Origin of the sequence: Pseudophaeobacter arcticus DSM 23566, assembly GCF_000473205.1 — a bacterium.
GTDB classification, from domain to species: domain Bacteria; phylum Pseudomonadota; class Alphaproteobacteria; order Rhodobacterales; family Rhodobacteraceae; genus Pseudophaeobacter; species Pseudophaeobacter arcticus.
The window spans coordinates 2,313,832-2,338,511 of the sequence record NZ_KI421507.1; the positions used below are offsets into that span (position 1 = coordinate 2,313,832).

At 59.1% G+C, this 24,680-nt stretch carries 20 protein-coding genes; 9 read left to right on the top strand and 11 right to left on the bottom strand.

Annotation, left to right across the window (positions count from 1 at the left end):
• The first annotated feature begins 43 nt into the window (after positions 1-43).
• The 3 genes from ARCT_RS0115345 to ARCT_RS0115355 all read left to right on the top strand — a co-directional run bounded on the left by ARCT_RS0115345 (position 44) and on the right by ARCT_RS0115355 (position 4,074).
• Positions 44-1,360 carry a M10 family metallopeptidase C-terminal domain-containing protein gene (locus ARCT_RS0115345; protein ID WP_027240856.1) on the top strand — a complete coding sequence of 439 codons (1,317 nt, stop codon included), beginning with the start codon at positions 44-46 and terminating at the stop codon, positions 1,358-1,360.
• 48 nt (positions 1,361-1,408) lie between these two features.
• The gene (locus tag ARCT_RS0115350) at positions 1,409-2,620 is read left to right on the top strand and encodes a multidrug effflux MFS transporter (RefSeq protein ID WP_027240857.1); all 1,212 of its coding nucleotides are present in this window, start codon (positions 1,409-1,411) and stop codon (positions 2,618-2,620) included.
• Between the two features lie 65 nt (positions 2,621-2,685).
• Entirely contained in the window at positions 2,686-4,074 is a 1,389-nt protein-coding gene (locus ARCT_RS0115355) for a helix-turn-helix domain-containing protein (RefSeq protein ID WP_027240858.1), read from the top strand.
• Positions 4,075-4,206: 132 nt separating this feature from the next.
• Here ARCT_RS0115355 and ARCT_RS0115360 read toward each other — a convergent pair whose 3' ends face one another.
• The 4 genes from ARCT_RS0115360 to betC all read right to left on the bottom strand — a co-directional run bounded on the left by ARCT_RS0115360 (position 4,207) and on the right by betC (position 9,548).
• The gene (locus tag ARCT_RS0115360) at positions 4,207-4,446 is read right to left on the bottom strand and encodes a YdcH family protein (protein WP_027240859.1); all 240 of its coding nucleotides are present in this window, start codon (positions 4,444-4,446) and stop codon (positions 4,207-4,209) included.
• A gap of 213 nt (positions 4,447-4,659) precedes the next feature.
• A complete protein-coding gene (gene betA, locus ARCT_RS0115370) occupies positions 4,660-6,315 on the bottom strand; it encodes a choline dehydrogenase (RefSeq protein ID WP_027240860.1) in 1,656 nt (551 codons plus the stop codon).
• 204 nt (positions 6,316-6,519) lie between these two features.
• The gene (gene betB / locus ARCT_RS0115380; protein WP_027240861.1) at positions 6,520-7,977 is read right to left on the bottom strand and encodes a betaine-aldehyde dehydrogenase; all 1,458 of its coding nucleotides are present in this window, start codon (positions 7,975-7,977) and stop codon (positions 6,520-6,522) included.
• A 62-nt stretch (positions 7,978-8,039) separates the two neighbouring features.
• On the bottom strand, positions 8,040-9,548 hold the full coding sequence (gene betC / locus ARCT_RS0115385; RefSeq protein ID WP_027240862.1) for a choline-sulfatase: 1,509 nt from the start codon (positions 9,546-9,548) through the stop codon (positions 8,040-8,042).
• 379 nt (positions 9,549-9,927) lie between these two features.
• Here betC and betI point away from each other — a divergent pair, with 379 nt between their 5' ends.
• On the top strand, positions 9,928-10,503 hold the full coding sequence (betI, locus tag ARCT_RS0115390; RefSeq protein ID WP_027240863.1) for a choline-binding transcriptional repressor BetI: 576 nt from the start codon (positions 9,928-9,930) through the stop codon (positions 10,501-10,503).
• 74 nt (positions 10,504-10,577) lie between these two features.
• Here betI and ARCT_RS27175 read toward each other — a convergent pair whose 3' ends face one another.
• The 3 genes from ARCT_RS27175 to ARCT_RS0115405 all read right to left on the bottom strand — a co-directional run bounded on the left by ARCT_RS27175 (position 10,578) and on the right by ARCT_RS0115405 (position 13,355).
• Entirely contained in the window at positions 10,578-11,597 is a 1,020-nt protein-coding gene (locus tag ARCT_RS27175; protein WP_051360800.1) for a DUF1036 domain-containing protein, read from the bottom strand.
• A gap of 86 nt (positions 11,598-11,683) precedes the next feature.
• Positions 11,684-12,604: a DMT family transporter gene (locus tag ARCT_RS0115400; RefSeq protein ID WP_027240864.1), complete on the bottom strand. Its 921-nt coding sequence runs from the start codon at positions 12,602-12,604 to the stop codon at positions 11,684-11,686.
• A 130-nt stretch (positions 12,605-12,734) separates the two neighbouring features.
• Positions 12,735-13,355: a LysE/ArgO family amino acid transporter gene (locus ARCT_RS0115405; RefSeq protein WP_027240865.1), complete on the bottom strand. Its 621-nt coding sequence runs from the start codon at positions 13,353-13,355 to the stop codon at positions 12,735-12,737.
• Between the two features lie 128 nt (positions 13,356-13,483).
• Here ARCT_RS0115405 and ARCT_RS0115410 point away from each other — a divergent pair, with 128 nt between their 5' ends.
• From ARCT_RS0115410 to ARCT_RS0115420, 3 genes are all read left to right on the top strand, one after another.
• Positions 13,484-14,389, top strand: coding sequence for a LysR family transcriptional regulator ArgP (locus tag ARCT_RS0115410; RefSeq protein ID WP_027240866.1), 906 nt, complete (start codon positions 13,484-13,486; stop codon positions 14,387-14,389).
• Between the two features lie 32 nt (positions 14,390-14,421).
• Positions 14,422-15,114: a nitroreductase family protein gene (locus tag ARCT_RS0115415; protein ID WP_027240867.1), complete on the top strand. Its 693-nt coding sequence runs from the start codon at positions 14,422-14,424 to the stop codon at positions 15,112-15,114.
• Positions 15,115-15,177: 63 nt separating this feature from the next.
• Positions 15,178-16,026 carry a COG3904 family protein gene (locus ARCT_RS0115420; RefSeq protein ID WP_027240868.1) on the top strand — a complete coding sequence of 283 codons (849 nt, stop codon included), beginning with the start codon at positions 15,178-15,180 and terminating at the stop codon, positions 16,024-16,026.
• Positions 16,027-16,119: 93 nt separating this feature from the next.
• Here the strand turns inward: ARCT_RS0115420 and ARCT_RS0115425 are convergent, their stop codons facing one another.
• A complete protein-coding gene (locus tag ARCT_RS0115425) occupies positions 16,120-16,860 on the bottom strand; it encodes a YebC/PmpR family DNA-binding transcriptional regulator (RefSeq protein WP_027240869.1) in 741 nt (246 codons plus the stop codon).
• A gap of 161 nt (positions 16,861-17,021) precedes the next feature.
• Between ARCT_RS0115425 and ARCT_RS0115430 the strand changes: the two genes are divergently transcribed.
• Both ARCT_RS0115430 and ARCT_RS0115435 read left to right on the top strand, forming a co-directional pair.
• Positions 17,022-18,797: an SLC13 family permease gene (locus tag ARCT_RS0115430; RefSeq protein ID WP_027240870.1), complete on the top strand. Its 1,776-nt coding sequence runs from the start codon at positions 17,022-17,024 to the stop codon at positions 18,795-18,797.
• A gap of 124 nt (positions 18,798-18,921) precedes the next feature.
• A complete protein-coding gene (locus tag ARCT_RS0115435; RefSeq protein ID WP_027240871.1) occupies positions 18,922-20,592 on the top strand; it encodes an FAD-binding dehydrogenase in 1,671 nt (556 codons plus the stop codon).
• Positions 20,593-21,140: 548 nt separating this feature from the next.
• Here the strand turns inward: ARCT_RS0115435 and ARCT_RS0115440 are convergent.
• The 3 genes from ARCT_RS0115440 to ARCT_RS0115450 all read right to left on the bottom strand — a co-directional run bounded on the left by ARCT_RS0115440 (position 21,141) and on the right by ARCT_RS0115450 (position 24,625).
• Positions 21,141-22,919 carry an SLC13 family permease gene (locus ARCT_RS0115440; RefSeq protein WP_027240872.1) on the bottom strand — a complete coding sequence of 593 codons (1,779 nt, stop codon included), beginning with the start codon at positions 22,917-22,919 and terminating at the stop codon, positions 21,141-21,143.
• 198 nt (positions 22,920-23,117) lie between these two features.
• Complete coding sequence (locus ARCT_RS0115445; RefSeq protein ID WP_027240873.1) at positions 23,118-23,936, bottom strand: TIGR00282 family metallophosphoesterase; 819 nt, start codon at positions 23,934-23,936, stop codon at positions 23,118-23,120.
• Between the two features lie 131 nt (positions 23,937-24,067).
• Positions 24,068-24,625, bottom strand: a complete 558-nt coding sequence (locus ARCT_RS0115450) for a 5-formyltetrahydrofolate cyclo-ligase (RefSeq protein WP_027240874.1) — start codon at positions 24,623-24,625, stop codon at positions 24,068-24,070.
• Positions 24,626-24,680: the final 55 nt, after the last annotated feature.

Here is a 24,680-nt window from a genome sequence, read left to right on the forward strand (position 1 = left end):
GGCTGCAGTATCGAGCTCGACTCAATCAAATTCGGGCAGAGCAATGTTAAGTCGTGACGAAATCATCGAGGCCATGCAATACGAGCGGTTCCACATCAGCAATCCGCTCAACACCACGGACAGCGCCCCGATCAAGATCACTTACCAATATGCCGGCGGAAGTGAGCCCGATGACCTTCCCACATCAGCAGACTATGACGGATGGCGCCGCATGAGGACGGCAGAAAAAGCCAGCTTTGAGGCGGCTCTGGAGCATATTGAAAGCTACCTCAACGTCGACTTTGTTCAAACCAAACGCACCAGTGATCCGGATTTGAATGTGGCGGCCGTCAGCCTTCCCGGCGCGACCATAGGCAGCGGAGGCTATAGCATTCGCTACCAAGGCGAGAACATTACCCAGTGGGATGGCTTTGTTGCCTATGACGCAACATTGGACCTGTCCTCTGAGAGCTATACCGACCTGCTGCTGCATGAGTTGGGACACGCCATGGGGCTGCGCCATACATTTGAAGCCGATACCCCCCTGCCGAGCCAATACGAAAACAATCTCTATTCCCTGATGTCCTACCGGGCCAACCCCATGAACGGAGAGCACAGCGATGCGCTTATGCTGTTTGATGTGCTTGCCCTGCAAGATATCTGGGGGGCTGCGGTCAATAATGAAAACGATACCCGCTACACAGGCTGCCGCACCAACACCGTGGACAGTATCTGGGACAGTGGCGGCATAGACGCCCTGGATGCAACGGGTCGCACAACCGCAGTGACGCTGGATCTGCGACAAGGGGCCTTCTCGTCCTTTGATGCGGATCATGACGTGGTTATAACCTTCGGTTGCGAGATTGAAAACGCCTATGGCGCCAGGGGTAACGACCGGATTATCGGCAATGATTTGGACAACCTGCTGCGCGGACATGGCGGCAGGGATCTATTGGCTGGCAAGGCTGGGGACGACCGGCTGGAAGGTGGGTCTGGCGGCGACACGCTGTGGGGCGACCATGGGGACGACATGATGTTTGGGGGCCGCGGCGGCGACCGGATGCGGGGCGGCGCGGGCGACGACTGGCTGAGCGGCAACCGTGGCCAAGACCTGCTGGATGGTCAGGCTGGCGATGACTTCCTGATCGGGGGACGTGGCAAAGATGTTTTTATTTTCAAGAACAATGGCGGCTCGGATACCGTCGCAGATTTCACCCCCGGCAAAGACCAACTCAATATCATTGGTCACGGCGATATCGACAGGCTGCTGGATCAGGCGCATGACACCGACAAGGGACTATTGTTCGATTTTGGCGCAGGCGACAGCCTGCTGCTTTTCGACGTCACCCTGGACAGCCTGGGAGATGACTTTCTCATTTGAGACGATCTGGGAATAGACAATCTCAAAAAGCTAATCTAAGTCCGGAATATGCAAAATTCCCAAAGCTCCCCAAAGCGCGGATTGAGCCAACCGCATATTGCAACTTTGATCCTGCTGGCCGGCCTGTCCGCGCTGGGGATGAACCTGCATCTCGCAGCCCTGCCCAGCATGGCCAGCTATTTCGAGGTGGACTACCGTGTCATGCAGCTGTCGGTTTCGCTCTATCTGGCGGGCAACGCGGTTGTGCAGATATTTGTGGGTCCCATTTCGGACCAGATGGGGCGGCGCCCGGTGCTATTGGCCAGCATGGCGCTGTTTTTGGTGGCGACGGTGGGCTGCATCTTTGCCACCAACGTGGAAATGTTCTTTGTTTTCCGGGTCGCGCAGACTGTTGTGGCCGCGACCATGGTGCTGAGCCGCGCCGCCGTGCGTGACATGTATGATACCAATGACGCAGCCAGCATGATTGGCTATGTCACCATGGGCATGGCCGTGGTGCCGATGATTGGCCCCGCCATTGGTGGCCTTCTGGACCAGTGGATGGGCTGGACCGCCGTGTTCTGGATGCTCTTTTTGATGGGCGCCCTGACCCTGGCGATCACCTATTTCGACTTTGGGGAGACCGCTCACAAAAGCGGCAAAACGCTCGGCGCCCAGTTTGCCGAATACCCTGAGCTGCTTTGTTCCCCGCGCTTCTGGGGCTACTCCCTGGCCTCTGGCCTCGCCTCCGGTTCTTTCTTTGCCTATCTCGGTGGTGCGCCCTTTTTGGGAACCGAGATTTACGGCCTCAGCAGTGCTGAAATTGGCATCTATCTGTCTGCACCGGCCGTTGGCTATTTTATTGGCAACTTCCTCTCGGGCCGCTTTTCGGCCCGGATCGGGATCAACCGGATGGTGCTCTGGGGCTGCACTATCAATGGGGCTGGTGTGCTTGTTTCGCTTCTCATTGCCCTGGCTGGTGCAGATACATTCCTCACCTTCTTTGGCCTCATGTGCTTTGTTGGCATGGGCAATGGCATGGCCATTCCCAATGGCACAACCGGTGCGATTTCTGTGCGCCCGCATCTGGCTGGTACCGCCTCTGGCCTGAGCGGCGCCATCATGATCGGCGCTGGTGCTGTGCTGAGCGCCTATGCCGGTTTTCTTTTGAAACCGGATTCAACCGCTGTGCCTCTCCTGTTGTTGATGCTTGCCACAGCCATTGCCGGGCTGGTGGCAATCCTGCTGGTGATCCTGCGTGAAAAGCAATTGGGCAGCTAACTTGCCGCGCCCGTGACTTTGCAACTATACTGTTCTTGGACAGCAGATTTGCAAAGGGACCTCCAATGGCCACACAGAAACTCTATGCAGGGGCAAAACTGCGGGAAATGCGGACCCGGCTTGAGCTGACCCAAAAAGGCTTTGCGGCCAAGCTTGGCGTGTCGCTGCCCTACCTCAACCAGATGGAAAACAACAACCGGCCGGTATCGACCACCGTTGTGCTGGCGCTGGCGCAGGAATTTGGCCTTGATGTGACCGAGCTGTCGACCGGCGATAGCGAACGGCTGGTCAGTGACATGCGCGAGGCCATCGCCGATCCGGTCTTTGCCGATGAGGCCCCGCCCCTGGCAGATCTGCGTCTCACGGCCTCCAATGCACCCGCACTGGCCCGCGCCTTTCTCAGTCTGCACCGCGCCTATCGCCAGACCCATGAACGGCTTGCCTCGCTCGACGAAGCCCTGGGACGGGAGGATTCCCGCGTTCAGGCCAGCCCCTGGGAAGAGGTGCGCGATTTTTTCCACTACTGCGACAATTACATCGACGCCATAGACCGGGCCGCCGAACGTTTTGCCGGATCGGCAAATGTGCGGCTTGCGGCAACAAATGCGCTGGAAAATGCCGGTATCACCATTTCGCTCACCGATATGGACGGGCTGCGCGGCTATGATCCCGCGACCCGCACCCTGCAGCTCTCCAACCGCTCCAGCCCGCCGACACAGGTGTTTCAACTGCTGCTGCAAGTGGCGCTGCTTAGTCAGGACAGTCTGCTGGAGGCGACGCTGGATTTTGCCCGTTTCCAAAGCGACGAGGCCCGCGCCATCGCCAAAATTGGCCTGGCCAACTATTTTGCCGGTGCCGCGTTGATGCCCTATGGTCGCTTTCTCGCCGCGGCCCAGGAGGATCGTCACGATCTGGAGCGCCTCGCCACCCGGTTTGGCGCCTCAATCGAACAGGTGGCGCATCGCCTCTCTACCCTGCAACGGCCCGGCGCCAAGGGCATTCCGTTTTTCTTTGTCCGGGTGGATCAGGCCGGCACCATCACCAAACGCCACTCTGCGACCCGCCTGCAATTTGCCCGCTTTGGCGGCGCCTGTCCCTTGTGGAATGTACACCGTGCCTTTGAAACACCGGGGCGGTTCCTGCGGCAATTGGCCGAAACCCCGGACGGTGTGCGCTATATCTCGCTGGCGCGGGACGTGTCAAAATCTGGGGGATCCTTTGGCTCGCCGGTGCGGCGCTACGCCATTTCCCTGGGTTGCGAAACCCGCCACGCTGAGGCTCTGGTCTATGCTGACAATCTGGAAATGAGCCATGCCTCTGCCTATGAGCCCATCGGCATTTCCTGCCGCATCTGTGAGAGAAAGACCTGCCATCAGCGCTCGGTTCCGCCGCTGGAACGGCGTCTCACCATCAACAATGATCAACGCGGTGTGCTGCCCTACGAAGTGAGCTGAACACCGGCACCAAGGTCAGAACCGCAATGTAAAAAAGGGGGGCGTCAGACGCCCCCCGGATACTCGTGACTGTACATTCAGCTGTCCTGCTTCAATCTGTTTCAGATCTTTGCAGCCTCAGCCTTGGTAACATCAGGCCTTGGCCAAGATGTTCCAAATCTCATCTTTCAGCACACCGCGCTTTTTGCGCAGCTCCACCTCGGCCAATTCTTCCAGTGGCTCAACATTGGTTTCGGCGCGATGTACCGCACGGTTGACCTCATGATATTCATCCGCAAGCTTGGAAAAATGAGCATCGGACTGCTTCAGCTGGCTCATGGCTTCCACTTTGTCGGGAAATTCCTCTGCCAGTTCATGGGGGGTATTGGACATCTGTTCGCTCCTTATATTTGGGTCAAGAACAGGTTATTGCCCCCACGGCCCCGCCACCTTGACGCGGATCAAACAAACATCTGAAAACACAAATATGGCTGCATTTTTTGCCCCGGCGGATCCCGGCTGTATTCAGGCCAGCGCGGCGCAAAAAAGCCGCTGTTCCCGGAGGGCGGAAACAACGGCTTGGTGGTTTTACTCTGAAAGCCCGGCCTAGCGCTGGCTCACCTGCCAGTTTTTATTGAACCAGGGTTCGGCATTGGAGGCAGGCAGCCGCCGCCCCAGTATATGGTCTGCGGCCTTCTCTCCGGTCATGATCGAAGGACCGTTAAGATTACCATTGGTGATGCGTGGGAAAATGGAACTGTCGGCAACACGCAGGCCCTCAACGCCGATCACCCGGCATTCAGGATCAACCACCGCCATCGGATCATCCAACGCACCCATCTTGCAGGTACCACAGGGGTGATACGCGCTTTCCGCATGTTCGCGGATAAAGCCATCAATCTCCGCATCGCTTTGCAGGGCTTCGCCGGGCTGAATTTCGTGCTTCACAAAGGGGGTCATGGCCTCCTGCGCAAAGACCTCGCGCGTCAGGCGGACACATTTCCGAAAATCAATCCAGTCCTGCTCCGTCGACATATAGTTAAACAAGATCTTTGGAGCCTCCTTTGGATCGGCGCTGGCCAGGGTGATCTCGCCGCGCGATTCTGAGCGCATCGGCCCCACATGTGCTTGGAACCCGTGCCCTTCGGCCGCCGCCTGCCCGTCGTAGCGCACAGCAATTGGCAGGAAATGGTATTGGATATCCGGGTAATCAATACCCTTGTCAGACCGGATGAAGGCCGCACTTTCAAACTGGTTCGAGGCGCCAAGGCCCGTCTTGCTAAAGAACCACTGCGCGCCGACCAAGGCCTTGCCCAGAAGGTTCCAGTATTTGAACAGGGTGATGGGTTGTTTGCAGGCATATTGGAAATAGAACTCCAGATGATCCTGCAGGTTTTTCCCAACACCGGGCCGGTCTGCGACCACTTCGATCCCGTGCTCCGCCAGATGCTCCGCCGGGCCGATGCCCGACAACATCAGCAGCTTGGGCGAATTGATCGAGCTGGCAGCCAGAATGACTTCGATCTCCGCCTCAATCACCTCAACCTTGCCGCCACGTTCGACCTCAACCCCGGTGGCACGGCCTTCTGTGATCACCACCCTGCGGGCCAACGCCCGGATCATCTCGCAATTGTCGCGCTTGAGCGCAGGTCGGAGATAGGCATTGGCGGCAGACCAACGCTGGCCTTTGTAGACGGTCATCTCCATCGGGCCAAAGCCCTCTTGCTGCTCACCGTTGTAATCTTCGGTCACCGGATAGCCCGCCTGCGCACCCGCCGATACAAAGGCGTCATGCAGCGGATTGTCACGCGGGCCACGAGTCACATGCAGCGGGCCGGTCTTGCCGCGCCAGTCAGCATCGCCGCCCTGACCGCGATTATCCCAGGTTTCCATCCGCTTGAAATAGGGCAGTACATCGGCGTAGGACCAGCCATAGGCGCCGCTTTCGGCCCAGTGATTATAGTCTCCGGCGTGGCCGCGCACATAGACCATACCGTTGATCGAGGAAGACCCGCCGATCACCTTGCCGCGCGGTGTCACCAACTCGCGATTATCCAGATGTGGCTCGGGCTGGGATTTGTAGCCCCAATCGTACAGCGACATGTTCATCGGATAAGACAGCGCTCCCGGCATCTGGATCAGCGGCCCCATATCCGTGCCACCATGCTCGATGATCAGGACAGATTTCCCTGCCTCAGACAAACGGTAAGCCATGGCGCACCCGGCCGAGCCCGCCCCCACAATCACATAATCCGCTTTCATCACATCTCTCCATCGCGCATGCGGGCTGGGTCAAGGAGGCCGCCAGGCGCCGCACCCATGTGCGGCCTGGCCCTTGAGGCATCCCAAAATCGTCTCATCATTGGCCCGGGGTCTGCTGAGGCAGGCAGCGCCTCCTCAGCAGACCCCTTTTCTTTGCCCATTCGGGCAACGGGGTGGGTGGGTGGGCGTTGCCAGAATGGGCAATCAGAACGCCGCCTCAACATCGCCCATGCGCACATAGACCGATTTCACCTGGCTATAGTGCTTGATTGCTTCTTTGGAATTCTCACGCCCGACGCCCGACGCCTTGACCCCACCAAAGGGCGCTTCGACCGGTGCATCGTTGTAAGAATTGATAAAGCAGCTGCCCGCCTCCAGATTGCCAATCACCCGGTGTGCACGGGTGAAATCCTTGGTGAACACCCCGGCGGAAAGGCCAAATTCGGTGTCATTGGCGCGGGCGACAACCTCTTCTTCGGTTTCAAAATCCAGCACCGACATGACCGGGCCAAAGATCTCTTCGCGGGCAATGGTCATGCCATCGGTGACATCGGCAAACACGGTGGGCTGAAGATACCAGCCCGGCATGTCGCAGCGTGCGCCACCACAGATCAGCCTTGCGCCCTCGGCCTTGCCCTTCTCGATGTAGCCCAGAACGATATTCATCTGGTTTTCGTTGACCATGGGACCAAAACTGGTCGCCTCATCCATGGGATCGCCAATAACCGCATTGCCGGTCCGTTCCGCCAGACGCGCCAGGAATTTCTCCTTGATGCCTTTCTGGACAAAGACCCGTGTCCCGTTTGAGCAGACCTGCCCAGAGGAGTAGAAATTGCCATTGATGGCGCCGCCGACGGCATTTTCGATATCCGCATCATCAAAGATGATCATCGGCGATTTGCCACCCAGCTCCATGGTGACATGTTTCATGCCTTCAGCCGCCGCCGCGTAGACTTTCTTGCCAGTGGGGGCCGATCCGGTCAGCGAAACCTTGTCGACGCGGGGATCTGTCACCAGCGCGCCGCCCACCTCGCCCATGCCCTGCACCACATTGAAAACCCCGGCGGGCAGACCTGCCTCATGCAGGATTTCGGCAACCTTCAGGGCACAAAGCGGCGTTGCCTCGGAGGGTTTGAACACCATGGTATTGCCACAGGCCAGCGCTGGTGCGCCCTTCCAGCAGGCAATCTGCGTCGGGTAGTTCCAGGCGCCAATCCCAACACAAAGCCCCAGGGCCTCGCGAATGGTATAGACCCAGTCTTCACCCAGCGGGATATGCTCGCCGGTCAGACTGCCCGCCAGGCCACCAAAATATTCCAGCGCATCCGCGCCCGAGGTGGCATCCGCCACCAGAGTTTCCTGCAGCGGTTTGCCTGTATCATAGGTTTCCAACACCGAGAGCTCATGGTTGCGCGCGCGGATGATGTCTGCCGCGCGGCGCAGGATGCGGCCACGCTCGGTACCAGTCATCCTGGCCCAGGCTTTCTGTGCGGCCTTGCCGCTGGCAAGCGCCTGTTCAACAATTGCGGGTGTGGCGGCATGCACCACTGCGATCTGTTCGCCACTGGCGGCATAGACCACCGGGATCGGGGTCCCGGAGGTGTCTTCGACATAGGCGCCATTGATGAAATGGCTGGCTTTGGGCTGGGCGGGGTGAGTCATGATTTTATGCCTCCGGCGGGGATATTTGGGGCCAAATGAACTGGCGGGATAAGGAATTCGGGTTATTCGCCCCGGGGAAAGCGTTTGCTTTCCTCAAGGGTGTTGAGGTCCATGTGGTTGCGCATGTAACGCTCGGAGGCTTTTTGCAGCGGCTGGTAATCCCAGGGGTAATAGCCCCCCTGACGCAGGGCCTCATAGACCACCCAGCGACGGGCCTGGCTGGCCCTGATATCCGCGTCAAACCGCGCCAGATCCCAGCGCGCCTCCGACTTTGCCCGGAGCCTCTGCAAGGTGCCCGCATGGGCCGGGTCATCGGCCAAATTGGTCAGTTCCAGCGGGTCGGCCTCCAGATCAAACAGCTGATCGGGATCGAGACTGCAGCGGTTGTATTTCCACTTGCCATAGCGCAGCGACACCAGCGGCGCATAAGAGGCCTCGGCGGCATATTCCATCGCCACCGGGCTGCTGCGTTCCACGCCTTTGGCCAGCGGGCACAGATCCTCCCCATCGGTCCAGGGGGCGATCTCTTCCATTGGCAGGCCAGCCAGCGCCCCTAGGGTCGGGTTCACATCCAGCGTCGACACCGGGGTTTCAACCAGCCCTGCAGGCAGGTCGGGCGATGAAATCATCAGAGGCACCCGCGCCGAGCCGTCGTAAAAGCTCATCTTGAACCAGAGCCCGCGCTCGCCCAGCATATCGCCGTGATCCGAGACAAACAGGATGGTGGCCTCTTGCCGCGTGTCTTCCAGCACCTGCAGGATCTCACCGATCTTGTCATCCAGATAGGAGATATTGGCAAAATAGGCGCGGCGCGCCCGTTTGATATGCTCTTCGGTGATGTCAAAGCTGCGCCAGTCATTGGCGTCAAAGATCCGCTTGGCATGGTTGTCGTGATCGTCATAGGCCATCGCCGCGGTCTGCGGCAGCAGATGCTCGCAATCCTCATAGAGATCCCAGTATTTGCGGCGCGCCACATAGGGGTCATGGGGATGGGTAAAGCTGACGGTCAGCGCCCAGGGGCGGTCGTCCAGGCCACGGGACAGCTCATAGAGCTTAGCAGTGGCATTGTAGGCCACCTCGTCATCGTATTCCATCTGGTTCGAGGTCTCAGCCACCCCGGCCCCCGTGACCGAACCCATGTTGTGATACCACCACTCGATACGCTCGCCAGGTTTGCGATAGTCCGGCGTCCAGCCAAAATCGGCAGGGTAGATATCGGTGGTGAGACGGTCCTCGAACCCATGCAGCTGGTCGGGGCCGACAAAATGCATCTTGCCCGACAGGCAGGTGTAATACCCGGCGCGACGCAGATGATGGGCATAGGTGGGAATGTCGGAGCGAAACTCGGCGGCATTGTCATAGACGCCGGTGCGCGAGGGCAGTTGCCCCGACATGAACGAGGCACGCCCCGGCGCGCAGAGCGGCGAAGCGGTATAGGCATTGGCAAAACGGGTCGAACGCGCCGCCAGCTTTTTCAGATTCGGCGCATGCAGCCAGTCAGCTGGCCCATCCGGAAAAAATGTCCCATTCAACTGATCAACCATCAGAACCAGAATATTTGGCTTTGTCATCCGCATGTCTTCCCGTGTTTTGGGGCCTGGCCCGGTTTCAACTCAATCAGTCTAATCCCCCCGCAAGAGAGCGATTGTAAATATGCGTCATGTCTGACGCGCTGCCCCCTGTCATTGACGGGAAGGCCGCAGATCAAAGCCGCGCAGTGGAGGCCAGCAATCCGATGGAAATCGAGGCTGTTTTCCTTCGGCGAAGATGTGATGCGCATCACCTCGCGACGCTTGTCTCTCCCAAATTGGGCTTTTGTCGCCCTTGAACATGGGAGTGGCTTGTAGCACGAAAACCTAATTCCCAAAACGCAATTCTGAATAGCTATTCAAGTTTTTATTTCAAACATCAACTGTTGAAACCTTCCTCCAAGTGGCGCAAAACTTCGTCATGGGAAGAAAACGTATTAGAGACATCCGCAACGAAGAATTGATCGCAGCGACCATCGTGGCCGTGCACAAACGTGGTTACTCTGTTGTTACAATGGCAGAAATCGCACGGGAAGCCGGTGCTTCGGCGGCTTCGATCAACTATTACTTCGGTTCCAAGGAAGGCCTGATGGAGGCCACTATGCGGCATTTGCTACGCAAATTGCGCACAGCTATGATTGACGGCTACAGCGCCGCCAAAACACCAAAAGAGCGGCTTTATGCGGTGATGGATGCAAATTTTTCGGATGGGCTTTTTACCGTGCCGCAGTGCAGTCTCTGGATGCAGTTCTGGGCCAATGCCCCCTATTCGCCCCGCCTGGCACGGCTGCATCGAATCAATCGCACCCGCGTCCGCAGCCATGTGCGGGCCGAACTGGCCAATCTGTTGCCCGCTGAGCGGATCGAAACGGCGCGTAGCGCCCTGCAGTGCTATATGGATGGGGTCTGGCTGGAAGCCGCGCAATCGGACCGCAGTGTCAATGCCAAAGCGGCCCGCCATGCAGCGCACCGGGTGGTGGATCTCTCCCTCTCCTAGGCCGCCTTACGCCAAATGTGGCCCTGGCCTGGCGCCAAGTATGGCCCTGGCAGCTGGGTTCAAACCGGCAAGGCTCAACGGATGGGAGTATCCGGGCCTGTTTCCTGCCTGAGATAGCGAAGCTCTGTTCCCCTGGGCAGGTAGACCAAGTCCAAAACGCTCTCGGTTACCTCTTTGATCTCGTAGCATAATCCGGTGCCGCCCTGACTATCCCAAGCATAAAGAAAGGGGCCGAGACCGTCAAATTCACCGCAAAATGGCATCACCGACAGATACTCCACGGAGGTCGAGGCACCGCCATATCTGTTCTGCCGTTCACTGCCCAGAATGGTGAATTGGTCATTGTTGTCGATCTCGGAATACCAGTCCCCCTGCAGCAGGTTAAGAACCCTGTCCTCATCGCTGGGAGCCCGTTCCTTTGCCGATCGTAAGACCATCTCGACAGAATCTTCATACAGCCCGACCCAGTCACCTTCGATCTGCACTGGCGTTGCTCTGGTCATTCGCCGCAGGGCCGCAAAAACCTCTGGCGGCGTCCTGCTATCTTCGACCACGGTGAAAACCCGCCCCGAGCCGATGAACCTGCAAAACTGAAGTCCCCCCTGAAACATCAAGCTGCAGTCAAGAAACACAGCTTCCCCGGTAAAGGGCACCCCCCAAGTTCCCGGCTCCAGGTGCGTCGGTTCTCTCCAGGGTTCAGAATGACTGCTCAGGTTTTGGCGGAAGCTCTTGTTTCCAAGGCCAGTATCTATTTTTGCAAAATAGGTTTTGTCATAGCCACGTGTCTCACAATCATTATCCCCCCCGATGGTGAAAAGTCCCGGTTGGGTACAAAAGGACAGCCGGTCATGGCGGAAGGTCCGCTCCGGGTTGCGGGCGTGAAAATAGTAGAACCGATACTGTAAATCGCGCCTTATTGGCGTCACGCAGGCCGCAGGTTGCACTGTCCACCAGCCTTCGGAGACCCAGCGCCCGTCTTGTTTATACCCTACCGCCACGTCATGGGGCAGGGCAGTGTCATTGCAGATCCGCAGCTCGGCCCAAGCCGGGCAGACAATTCCCCAGAGCAAAAACACCAGCGCACTTGAAATCATTTCATTCCGCAAGGCTATGGGTAAAGGTCCCCGCGTCTCACACAAGTATCCCTGTCAGTTCCAAAATTTAGCACCTTTTTCCAGCCCTACACCTTTGTTGCTACATCAGGAGGCGTGATTGCCCGCCTTTTTAGCATTGCCTCGCGCCAGGTGATAAAGCTGATAGCAGCCAGGATCAGCCCGCCACCCAGAACGACCCAGATGTCCACTGGCTCGGAAAACACCAAGGCTCCCAGTAAAGTCGCCCAGATCAGTTGAAGAAAGGTAACCGGCTGCGTCACCGTCACCGGGGCTGACGCAAAGGCAAGCGTCATGGTGAAATGGCCAGCAGTGGCACAACAGGCCACCGCAAATAGAATAGCCAGCTCCTCCAGGCTCGGGGTGACCCAGACCACGGCTGCAAAGGGGGCCAGCCCCAGCGTCACCCAGATCGAAAGCATGGCCACCACCGTCACCGGATTGGTGCCGTCGACTGTGAACTTGGCCAGCAGGTATGAGGCGCTAAAGGCCAGCGCTGTAAACAGCATGGCAATATGTCCCGGAGAAATCTCCCGAAAACCGGGGCGCAGAATGATCACGGCTCCGATCAGGGCAGCAACAACCGCTGCGATGCGTCGCACAGCCAGTTTTTCACCCAAGAACAACGCCGCCCCCAGGGTGATATAGACCGGCGACAGGTAGTTCATCGCCGTCACCTCAGCCAGTGGGATCTGGGTCATGGCAAAAAACCACAGGATTACGCCGCCTGAATGCACGACTCCGCGGCTGGCAAACAGCAGCCAGAGCTTTGGCGTCAGTTTTGTATTGCGCAGACTGCCAATCATGGGAAAGAGAAACACCAATCCCAGAAGATAGCGCAGAAAAGCAGATTCCGCGGGTGGGATACGGTGGCCCAGATATTTCACCAGAGCCGTCACCGCCACAAAGCAAAGACCCGTTACAAACATCCAGAACGCACCGATCATTGGATGTTTGCCACTATCTAGTTCTTCAACTTGCCTGTTCATTTTCAATCTGCCTGTTCATAGGGCCGACAGAACACCCATTCGCCGCCTCATACAACCCTTCACAAGTAAATCACCTCAAATGAGATTGCTTGCCCCTCTCCACTCGGCTGGAACCGCCGCCGCCTCCTATTCACATCAACAGCAGCTTGAGCGAAATGGCCCACATGGTCAGCCCAACGAAGAGATCCAGAATCTGCCAGGCGCCAGGCCGGGCAAAGACCGGTGCCAACAGGCTGGCCCCATAGCCCAGGGAAAAGAAAAACGTAAAACTGGCCAGCATTGCCCCAAGGCCAAACACCAGTGGATCGGCGTATTGCGCGGAAATCGACCCAAGCAAAACCACCGTATCCAGATAGACATGCGGGTTCAGCCAGGTCAGGGCCAAAACCGTTGTCAGCACGGGCACAAGAGGCATTTTGCCACCGTCCTGCCCGGTGTCGAGCGCCTCACCGCCCCGCCAGGCGGCCAGCAGGCTGCGCGCACCATACCAAGCCAGAAAGGCGGCGCCGCCAAACCGCATCACCGGCTCGAACCAGGGAAAGGCCAGAGCAAGGGAGCCAAACCCAAGGACCCCAGCAGCAATCAGCAGGGCATCGGAGCCGGCACAGGTCAGGCAGACCCAGAAAAGATGCTGACGGCGCAACCCCTGACGCAACACAAAAGCATTTTGCGCCCCGATCGCAAGGATCAGGCTGAAGCCAAGACCAAAGCCGGCAAACAGACTGGGCGGGAGGGAGGTCAAAAGGAGCATAAACGAGGGGCTTTCAGTTGTAGGGCGTTTGGTATCTCTGACGGCATCAGCAGCTGACCCCGGCTTTGACTACCCTGCCCAAAAAACGTAGTACAATTAATTATGCTTATCCAAAGTAAGATATTCTAATGCAGTTTGACCCCAACCACCTTTCGGCGCTGGCCGCCGTGCTGCGCCAGGGCACATTTGAGGCCGCAGCCCATAGTCTCTGTGTCACCCCCTCGGCGGTGTCGCAGCGGATCAAGGCCTTGGAGGAGCGCGTGGGCATCGCCCTGATCAAACGCGGCCTGCCCTGCACCGGCACAGAGGCCGGGCTGCGGCTGGCAAAACACGCCGAAGATGTTGCGATACTGGAGGGCCAGGTTTCCAGCGCCCTGGCCCTGGACCAAAACAGCCAGGAGGCACCGCCGCATCTGCGTATTGCGGTCAATGCCGACAGTTTGGCGACCTGGTTCATCTCTGCCATGGCGGCAACGCCGGGGCTGCTGTTTGATCTGGTCATTGATGATCAGGACCACAGCACCGATTGGCTGAAACGCGGCGAGGTCTCCGCCGCTGTCACCAGCCACAGCGCCCCTGTCACCGGCTGCAATGCCCAGCCCCTGGGCGCGATGCGCTACGAGGCCAGTGCCAGCCCCGCCTTCCTGCAAAAATGGTTCGGTCAGGGGCTCACCCCGGAGGCGCTTGCCCAGGCGCCCTGCCTTGTTTTTAATGCCAAGGATGCGTTGCAACAGCGCTGGGTCCAACAGCAATTTGGCCGCCAGATCACCGCGCCTTGCCATTTCATCCCCTCGACACAGGGGTTTGCCGATGGGGCGCAGGCCGGTCTGGGATGGGGCATGAATCCGGTTCAACTGATCGAACCGGCGCTAAACTCCGGTGCCCTGGTGCCTTTGCTGCCCGATAGCGCGCTGGAGGTTGACCTCACCTGGCAGGTGAGCCGTGTCATGGCCTCAGCGCTGGCGCCTTTGACAAAGGCAGTGCTAAGCTCGGCCAAACAACATCTGATCCAGCCCCTGCATCGGCAGGGCTAGGTCGTCCCCATTTCCGATCTGGAGCAGTCGCAATGTTCGCAAAATCCGCCCTCAGCTACGCACCGATAGCGCTGCCTGACCGCGCCGACTATTCTGATGCAGAGATGCAAACCAAGGCTGCGCAATACCTCGCCCATATGCAGCGCCGCCACACGGTACGCGACTTTACCCCAAAACCCATCGCCCGCGAGGTGATAGAGCTGTGTATCAAAACCGCTGGCACCGCGCCCTCGGGGGCCAATCACCAGCCCTGGCATTTTGTGGCGATTGCCAACCCGGCGTTGAAGCAACGGATCCGCCAGGAGGCCGAGGAAGAAGAGCGCCGGTTCTACGCCGGGGGGGCCGGGGACGAATGGATCAAGGCCTTGGAGCCCATTGGCACCAGTGCTGACAAGCCACATCTGACCACCGCCCCCTGGCTCATCGTTGTCTTTGCCCAGCGTTGGGGAGAGTTTGACGACGGCACCCGCTACAAAAACTACTACGTCCCCGAAAGCGTCAATATCGCCACCGGTTTCCTGTTGGCCGCGCTGCACAATGCCGGGCTATGCAGCCTGACCCATACGCCCAACCCGATGAAATTTCTCAATGCAGCCCTGCACCGGCCAGCCTCTGAAAAGCCCACAATGATAATCGCCGTAGGGCATCCCAGCGCAGAGGCCACGGTGCCAAGCGTTGCCAAGGTCAAAAAACCCCTCGAAGACATCGCGACGGTCTTTGAATGAACTGCCTATGCCTGCCTGCTTTTGCTCCACCAGTCTTTGGATCACCAGACTTTGGTCCATCCTATGACAGCTGAGCCGCGCAGCCTGGGTGCGAGCCTGCTGTGGCATATCCTGCTGCCGCGCGGGCTGGCGCTGCTGCTGTGGTGGGGGGCCAATCAACTGATCCAACTACCAACCAGCCTGGTCTGGGGATTTATCGCAGTGGATTGTCTCTGCCTGCTCTGGGTCGGCCGCGCCCATCTGCGTGCCGCCGACGCCCATATGCTCAGCTCCGGCGCCATGGCGCCGATCTGGGGTGGTTATCTGCTTTTGCTGCTCTCGGTGCTGGCCTCAATGTCCCTGTGGTGGCAGGCCTTGCTGATCGCCAACCGCCCGCCCGAGGGGCTCAGCTATTCTGAACAGCGCGCCCAGGACCATGCGGGTCGCTACAGTCTGACAGTTTCAGAGGACGGCCGTGCGTTGGTCTTTACCGGCGAGATTACCTTTGGACTGACCAAGGCCATCAAGGCGCAGCTGCTGCGCCACCCGGAGGTGAAGCAGCTTCATCTCACCAGTCCCGGCGGCCACATCTACGAGGCCCGTGGTGTGGCCCGGCTCATCCAGGCGCAGGGGATTTCCACACTGGCGCCAGGGCTCTGTGCCTCGGCCTGTACCCTGATGTTTGCTGCTGGAACCAAGCGCCAATTGGGCCCCAAAGGACAGCTGGGATTTCACGGCTACTCGCTTGAGATATTTGGTGGTTTGCCGCAGGTTGACCTGATGGCGGAACAGCGCAAGGACGGTGATTTCCTTGTTGGTCAGGGCGTCAGCACAGGCTTCATTCAGCAGATCTACGCCACGGCCCCAACAGAGCTTTGGCGGCCCAGCCCAGATCAGCTTTGGGACGGCGGTATGCTGCGCAGCGCGCCCTAACGCGACACAGTAGCCCCGAACGATAAAAGCCCCCGAAAGATCGGAGGCTTTTATCAGTATCCAGAATTTGCACAGCCAATTTGGCAGGACAGATCAGAGCTGATCCATCACCTCGTCAGAGGCTTCAAAATTGGTGGTGACGCGCTGCACATCGTCGTCGTCTTCCAGCGCATCCACCAGCTTCATCAGCTTTTGCATGCCTTCAAGATCCAGCTCGGTGGTGGTGGTGGGCCTCCACACCAGCTTGGTGCTCTCGGATTCGCCCAGCTCTTTTTCCAGCGCATTGGACACATCGTTCAGATCGCTGTCTTCGCAATAAATGATGTGGCCATCTTCCGAAGATTCCACATCCTCAGCGCCTGCCTCGATCGCGGCCATCATCACCGTGTCGGCATCGCCCACCTCAGCCTTATAGGTCACTTCGCCCTTGCGATCGAACATAAAGCCAACCGATCCGGTTTCCCCCAGGTTGCCGCCGTTCTTGGAGAAGGTCGAGCGCACAGTCGATGCGGTGCGGTTTTTGTTGTCGGTCATCGCCTCGACGATGACGGCAACGCCGCTGGGGCCATAGCCTTCGTAGCGGATTTCATCATAGTTTTCAGCGTCGCCACCCATCGCCTTTTTGATCGCACGGTCGATCACATCTTTGGGCACCGACTGGCTTTTGGCCTCTTTTACAGCCATGCGCAGACGGGGGTTTTTATCGGGATCAGGGTCGCCCATCTTGGCGGCCACGGTGATCTCCTTGGCCAGTTTGGAAAACAGTTTTGACCGCACAGCGTCCTGACGGCCCTTGCGATGCTGGATGTTTGCCCATTTTGAATGGCCTGCCATGGTAGATCCTTTGTGTCGTGCATGCTTGAATTGGCGCTCATATAGCCTGTGGCAGGGGCAGCTTTCAAGCACTGCTGACAGGCAAGCCGAATCCGGGGCGATATCAAGCAACACCGCCAGTGTCGCCTTGCCCCTGATGCGCCAATGGCTAGAGTGGCGCCATGACATTTGAACAGACCGCATTATTTGCCATTTTCGCCGCCGTCTTTGGCATGTTCCTCTGGGGGCGCTTTCGCTACGATATCGTCGCCTTTTCGGCGCTGATGATCGCGGTGGTGCTGGGCCTGGTCCCAACCAAGGAGGCCTTTGCCGGCTTTGGCCATCCGGCGACGCTGGTGGTGGCGCTGGTGCTGATCGTCTCGGCTGGGCTGGTACGCTCCGGGGCGGTCTTTCTGATCACCCGAACCCTGGTGGACAGCTCGCGCTCGCTGGGCGGTCATATCGGCTTGATGGGCGGCATCGGCGCGGTGCTTTCGGCCTTTATGAACAATGTCGCAGCGCTGGCGTTGCTGATGCCGGTGGATATACAGACCGCGCGCAAGGCCGGACGCGCACCAGGGTTGAGCCTGATGCCGCTGTCCTTTGCCACCATCCTGGGCGGCATGGCGACGCTGATCGGTACGCCGCCAAATATCATCATCGCCGCGATCCGACAGGAGACCATGGGCGAACCCTTTGGCATGTTTGATTTTGCGCCAGTGGGTGGAATTGCAGCGCTGGCCGGGCTTGTCTTTGTCGCCCTAATCGGCTGGCGCCTGATCCCGCAACGCGAAACCGGCGCGGGCAACACCGAGGCGCAACTGGCTGATTACATTGCAGAGCTTACAATCCCTGATGAGTCAAAGCTGATCGGCAAACGGCTTGGCATGCTCGACAAAGAGGCCGAACAGGCGGATGTCGCCATTCTGGGATTGATCCGCGATGGCAAGCGCCGCTATGGCCGCGCCGCCGGATCGCTGCTGCAGGCTGGCGATACCCTGGTGATCGAAGCCAGGCCCGAGGCCCTGGATGAGTTTCGCACATCGCTGTCGTTGCATTTCTCTGACGCGGCGCGCCAGGAAAAGCTCACCGCTGCCGGTGAAGGTCTCGAAGTGATTGAGGTGGTGGTGCCGGAAACCTCCCGCATCAATGGCCGCTCGGCCCAGGCGCTGGGGCTGGCCTGGCGGCAAAGCGCCGTTCTGCTGGGCCTGTCGCGACAGGGACGCCGCCTGACCAAACATATCCGCCAGACCGAGATCGAGGCCGGCGATATCCTGCTGCTGCTCTGCCCGCGGGATCGCGGCGCCGATGTGACCGAGTGGCTGGGCTGTCTGCCCTTGGCCGAACGGGGGCTGGCCGTGACCGCCAATGACAAGACCTGGGCCGCAATCGGGATGTTTGCATTTGCGGTGCTCGCCGCCTCTGTTGGGCTGGTCTATCTGCCTGTGGCACTGGGGCTGGTGGTTGTGGGCTATGTGCTGATCAAGGTGATGCCGGTCGCGGAAATATATGATCACGTGGAATGGCCGGTGGTTGTTCTCTTGGGGTCGATGATTCCCCTCGGCGCTGCCTTGGATTCGTCAGGCGGCACCGCCTTGATTGCCAATGGGTTGATCGACCTTACCGCCGGTCTGCCCTCCTGGATGGTGCTGACGGTTCTGATGGTGGTCACCATGACCCTGTCGGATGTGTTGAACAATACCGCCACCGCCATTGTTGCCGCCCCCGTTGGCATCCAGATGGCCAATTCTCTGGGGGTGTCACCCGATCCCTTCTTGATGGCGGTCGCCGTGGCCGCCTCTGCCGCTTTCCTAACCCCAATCGGGCATAAGAATAACACCCTGGTTCTGGGTCCCGGCGGCTATCACTTTGGTGATTATTGGCGCATGGGGCTGCCGCTGGAGATCCTGGTGATCGCCGTTTCGATCCCGTCTATTCTGGTGTTCTGGCCGATGTGAGCCCTGTCGCGCGCCGCCCCATTGGGGCACGGAACAGGCGCTACCCCCACGGCAAAGTGCCGAAGGAATTGCCCTAAGCCACTGGCTGCGCATAGGTTGGATACAGCCAAAGCGGGAGGGGCAGATGAGCGACAGTACAGAGACCCATGCGGATGTAATCATTGTTGGGGCCGGTATCGCCGGGATTACAGCCGCCTGCGAGCTGGGCGATCGTGGCAAGCGGGTGATCCTGCTGGATCAGGAACCGGCGCAGTTCCTGGGCGGACAGGCCCATTGGAGCCTTGGCGGGCTTTTCATGATCGACACGCCGGAACAGCGGCGCATGGGCATCACGGACAGCCACGACCTTGCCCGGCGTGACTGGATGGGCAGTGCTCAGTTTGATCGCGCCGAGGATGACTGGCCAAAACAATGGGCCCGCGCCTACCTGGATTTTTCCGCCGGTGAAATGCGTCCCTGGCTACATGAGATGGGCATGCGCTGGTTTCCCATCGTTGGCTGGGCGGAACGCGGCGGCAGCAGTGCCGAAGGCCACGGCAATTCGGTTCCCCGCTTTCACGTGACCTGGGGGACAGGCCCCGGCGTTGTTGCGCCTTTTGCCGCCCGCCTTCAGGCCCATGTTGCTGCCGGGCGTGTCCTCCTCCGGTTTCGCCATCAGGTGAGCCATATCATTGTCCAGGCGGGCGAGGTCAAAGGTGTCTCTGGCGAGGTGCTGGCCGCAGATTCCGCCCCACAAGGCGCGCAGACAAACCGCCGGGAAATTGGCGAATTCGAGGTCTATGCGCCTTCGGTCATCGTGGCCTCTGGCGGTATTGGCGGCAATTTGGACCTGGTGCGCAAAAACTGGCCGCGTGACCGGCTGGGCGCGCCACCAAAGAACATGGTGGCGGGCGTGCCGTTCCATGTGGACGGGCGTATGATTCCCATTGCCGAGGCCGCAGGTGGCCATGTGATCAATGGCGACCGCATGTGGCATTATACCGAAGGCCTGCGCAACTGGGATCCAATCTGGCCCAACCATGGCATTCGCATCCTGCCGGGCCCCTCGTCGATGTGGTTCGATGCCCTTGGCAACAGATTGCAGGCGCCCTGCCTGCCCGGCTTTGACACCCTGGCAACCCTGAAAGAAATCCTGAAAACCGGCTATGACTACAGCTGGTTCGTGCTGAGCCAGAAGATCATCGAAAAGGAATTTGCCCTCTCAGGGTCGGAACAGAACCCCGATCTCACCTCGGGGAAATGGCTGGAGGTGATCCGGTCCCGCCTGATGTCGCGTGGCAGTGCCCCTGCCCCGGTGGAGGCCTTTAAGAAACACGGGCAGGATTTTGTTGTTGCGGATACCCTGGCAGAGCTGGTCGAGGGCATGAACCGGATCGCCGAGGTGCCGCTGGAGGAAACCCATCTGCGCCGCCAGATTGAGGCCCGCGATGCACAGGTGGACAATAGCTTTGCCAAGGATGCCCAGGTGATTGCCATCAATGCCGCCCGCAACTATCGCGGCGACCGGCTGATCCGGACCGCCAAACCACATCGCATACTGGAGCGCAAAAATGGCCCGTTGATCGCGGTGCGGCTAAATATCCTCACCCGCAAGACCCTGGGGGGGCTACAGACCAATCTGGACAGCCAGATGGTCGGCGCCGATGGGACGGCGGTGCCGGGGCTGTTTGCAGTTGGCGAAGCGGCAGGGTTCGGCGGTGGAGGCTATCACGGCTATAATGCGCTGGAGGGTACATTTCTCGGCGGCTGCCTGTTCTCGGGCCGCCAGGCAGGGCGCTCTGATTTGATTGCCTGAGGCCCGCCAGAAACGATGGGCGCGCCGCTGCAACTGAATATTTTATCCGGAGATTCTGCAGCCTTTTGCATTTGCTCCAGAAACTTGTTCCCCTAAAGGTGGTCCTCCCGCGCAGATCGGACCTTCCCTTCGGGAGGGTCCTCTCCCCTTGGGCCCAGCGCCGCGCATTCGCGCGGCGCGCAACCGCCTGTGACCAAGACCCGGACTGGAACCAAGACCGGGACTGGGACTGGGACTGGGACTGGGACTGGGACTGGGACTGGAAAATACTCAAACTGCTGGGCTTTTACACCAGAGCCTCTCTGATGTCAGGACCAGTTACATCAAAACCTGTTACGTCAAAACCAGTTACGTCAAAACCAGGGACAGCAGTGCGATACCCCATGCCGTAGCAAACAGGAAAACCAAAAATCCACGTCTAAAGCTCATCAATGTGCCCTCGCTAAAAATACCTATTCAATTGATATAGGGCGAAGATTACCAATTTCACTTTGGCGGCTGATCATCGGCAAGATCCTGCCAGAGCCCTCCCCTCGCAGGATTTTGGCTTAGAGTGGCCAGAGATAGGGGATCAGGGCGGAGGCCAAAAGCCCAATGCTGAGATTGAGCGGAATACCAACGCGCAGGAAATCGGTGAATTTATAGCCGCCGGGACCATAGACCAGCATATTGGTCTGATAGCCGATGGGGGTGGCAAAGGAGGCAGAGGCCGCCACCATCACCGCCACCACCAGCGGACGCGGATCAACGCCCATGGCCTGAGCCAGACCAACCGCAATCGGCGTCACCACCACCGCGACGGCATTGTTGGAGACCAGCTCGGTCAGCACCGATGTCAGCAGATAAATCGCCCAGACCAGCACAAAGGGTGGCAAGCCGGTCAAAGCCGGGGCTATTGCCTCGGCAATGAGACTGACCGCACCTGAGCTTTCCAGGGCGGCCCCAATTGCAAGCATGGAAAAGATCAGGGCCAAAAGACGTCCATCAACAAACGAAAATGCCTCATCCGCGTCAATGCAGCGGGTGATCAGCACCAAGGCCACAACAACGATGGAAAGCAACAGGATCGGCGCCACCCCAAGAGCCGCCAGACCGACAATGGACAGCAGTCCAATAATCGCCAGCGGCGCATGGCTGCGTCGGTAGGCCCGCTGGGTGGGCTGCGAGACATCTGCCATATCCATGTCGGTTGCCAATCGCTGAATGTCACCGGGGGCACCTTCAAGCAGCAGCGTATCGCCAACCCGCACCACCAGATCATCCAGCTGCACGCCAATGTTCTGATTGCGCCGATGTACCGCCAGGACATAAACACCATACCGCCGCCGCAGACGCATCGCGCCCAATGAGCGCCCCACCAGACGGCAACCCGGCGTCACCAGCACCTCTACTGTCTTGGTCTCTACCGTCGAAACCTGATCAACCCGCCTGAGTTCCTTGTTGGCCTGGAGGCTCAACAATTCTGTCATTTCAGTCCGCAAAACCACGCGATCCCCCACCTGCAGCTCGGCGCCTTTGAGATTGCGTCGCAACGAGATATCCCCCCGCACAAGGTCAATAAGCCGCACACCAGGGCGTTTGAACAGCTGCACGCCTGTGACTTCGCGGCCGATCAGGTTGCTTTCGGGTGGGATAACCGCCTCGGTGAAGAATTTCATCTTGGAGCGATCACTGAGCAGCATCGCCATGCTGTCACGGTTCGGCAGCAGCCGGGGCGAGATATAGCGCAGATAGATCATGCCCCAGGTCACCAGCACGATGCCCAGAGGGGTAACCTCAAAAATAGAGAAAGGCTCCAAGCCCTGGGCCCGGGCCACACCGTCAACCAGCAGGTTGGTGGAGGTGCCAATCAGGGTCAGCGTCCCGCCAAGGATGGCGGCATAGCTGAGCGGGATCAGCATTTTTGAGGCCGCAACACCCAGCGTTCGCGAAATCTGCACAAAGACCGGGATCATGACCACCACCACAGGGGTGTTGGAAACCACGGCAGAGGCCGCGATCACAAAGACCATCAACAGGGCAATGGCGCGCTTGGGGTTGACTTCCGCCTGTTTGCGCGCCCGGGCGGTAAAGGCATCCAGCGCCCCGGTGCGCACCAGGGCCCCCATGATGATGAACATCGCCGCGATGGTCCAGGGCGCAGGATTGGACAACACCGCAATGGCGCGATCATAGGGCAGTACCCCGGTGACCAGCATAAGCGACACCCCGGTCATCGCCACCACCTCGGTCGGATAGGTTTCGCGCAGGAAAGCGACGAACATCAGCCCGACGATGGCCAGGGACAGCCAGGCGCTGCCATTCTGGGAAATACTGATCAGATCCATTTTGTCGATTGTCCCAAATTACCGATGGCAGATCAGACAGCACTGCGCCTCTCCCTGCCAGCAGCAAGTTTCCCTCATCACAAATGGCGGAGCAATGCTTTCATACCGCGACAGATACGCTGCCGCGGTAAAAAGGAATTTATGCAACAATCACTGAGATTTGAAAGAATTTCTTCCTGCAAACCAAGCTTTGCATTTTCAGCTTTGCGGGCCGGAGGGTTGCAGCAACCCGCCATTGCGCACCATATGGATCTCTTTGGCTTCGCCGGTGCGATCATCCGTCACCACCAGGGCTCCGGACAGGGTGGCTTCGCCTTCGGCCGGGGTAAAGCGGTTTTTGGGCATTCCTGTCAGGAACCGGCGCAGGGGCTCGGATTTTTCCATGCCAATCACCGAGTTATAATCGCCGCACATGCCCGCATCAGTGAGGTAGCCTGTGCCATTGGACAGGATCTGCGCATCGCCCGTTGGCACATGGGTATGTGTGCCCACAACCAGCGAGGCGCGGCCATTGCAGAAATGCCCCATGGCCATTTTCTCAGAGGTGGCTTCACAATGAATATCAACGATAACAGCCTGCGCCAGACCACCGCGCGGATGCGCCTTGAGCACGGCCTCAACCGCGCCAAAGGGATCATCAAAGGCCCGTTTCATAAAGACCTGGCCCAGCGCCTGTGTCACCAAAACCTTGCGCCCACCTGTCGCCTCGAACAGGCGGTGGCCCCGACCCGGCGCGCCTTTGGCAAAATTCAAAGGCCGGATGATACGCGGCTCTTTTTCGATGTATTGCAGCATGTCTTTTTGGTCAAAGGCGTGATCGCCCAGCGTCAGACAGTCCGCCCCGGCATCCAGCAACAGCTTGGCATGCGCCCCGCTCAGCCCCATACCATTGGACGCGTTTTCCCCATTGACCACGACAAAGTCGAGCCGCCATTCCTGACGCAGCCGCGGCAGGTTTTCGGTGATAGCGCGGCGCCCGGCGCGGCCCATCACATCGCCTAGAAACAAAATTCGCATTTAGCTGTCCTAGGCCGCGCAGCCAGGCAGGACAAGAGCCCGGAGCATGATACGCACTGATTTTTGACTCTGCTGCGGCATTCTCGCCTGGCCTAATTCCGAGTTTTGATCCCAATCCACTGCAGGGGATGCTAAAATTGTAAAATGCGGCTTTCCGTCACCACCATGTCCAGAGGCTGGTCGGTCTCTTCCAGGGGCAGCTCTGCGGCTTCCTGTGCATCAAAGGCAAAGCCAATGGCCAATGTCGCACGCTTGCCCCGCAGCAGCTCCAGCGTACGATCATAAAACCCGCCACCATAGCCAAGACGCCCCCCCCGGGCATCAAAAGCCACCAGCGGCACGATCAGGATTTCCGGTTCAAAAAAGTCGTCGACCTCTGGAACTGCCGCACCAAAGGGGCCATCCCGCAGAGCGCAATCCGGCTGCCAGCGGCTGAATTTCAGCGCCAGCCCCTTGCCCTTGATGACCGGCACACCAACCGGCCCGTGGGCGGCGGCCTCTGCCATGGCGGGCAGCGGGTCGATTTCGGTACGGATGGGTAGAAATCCGGACAGCGGCACACCGCGATATCCCGCCAGAACTTCGGAGAGATGCCCGGCAGCGCCTGGAAACTTAAGGTCAAAGGCGGCTTTGCGCCGCGCAAAGGCTGCCTTGCGGGCCGCCGCCTTTATCTCGGTCAGGTCGCTCATCACTCTCTCCTCCAGAAAAATACGCGGCCTTAAGAAAAATACGCGGCCTCAAGAA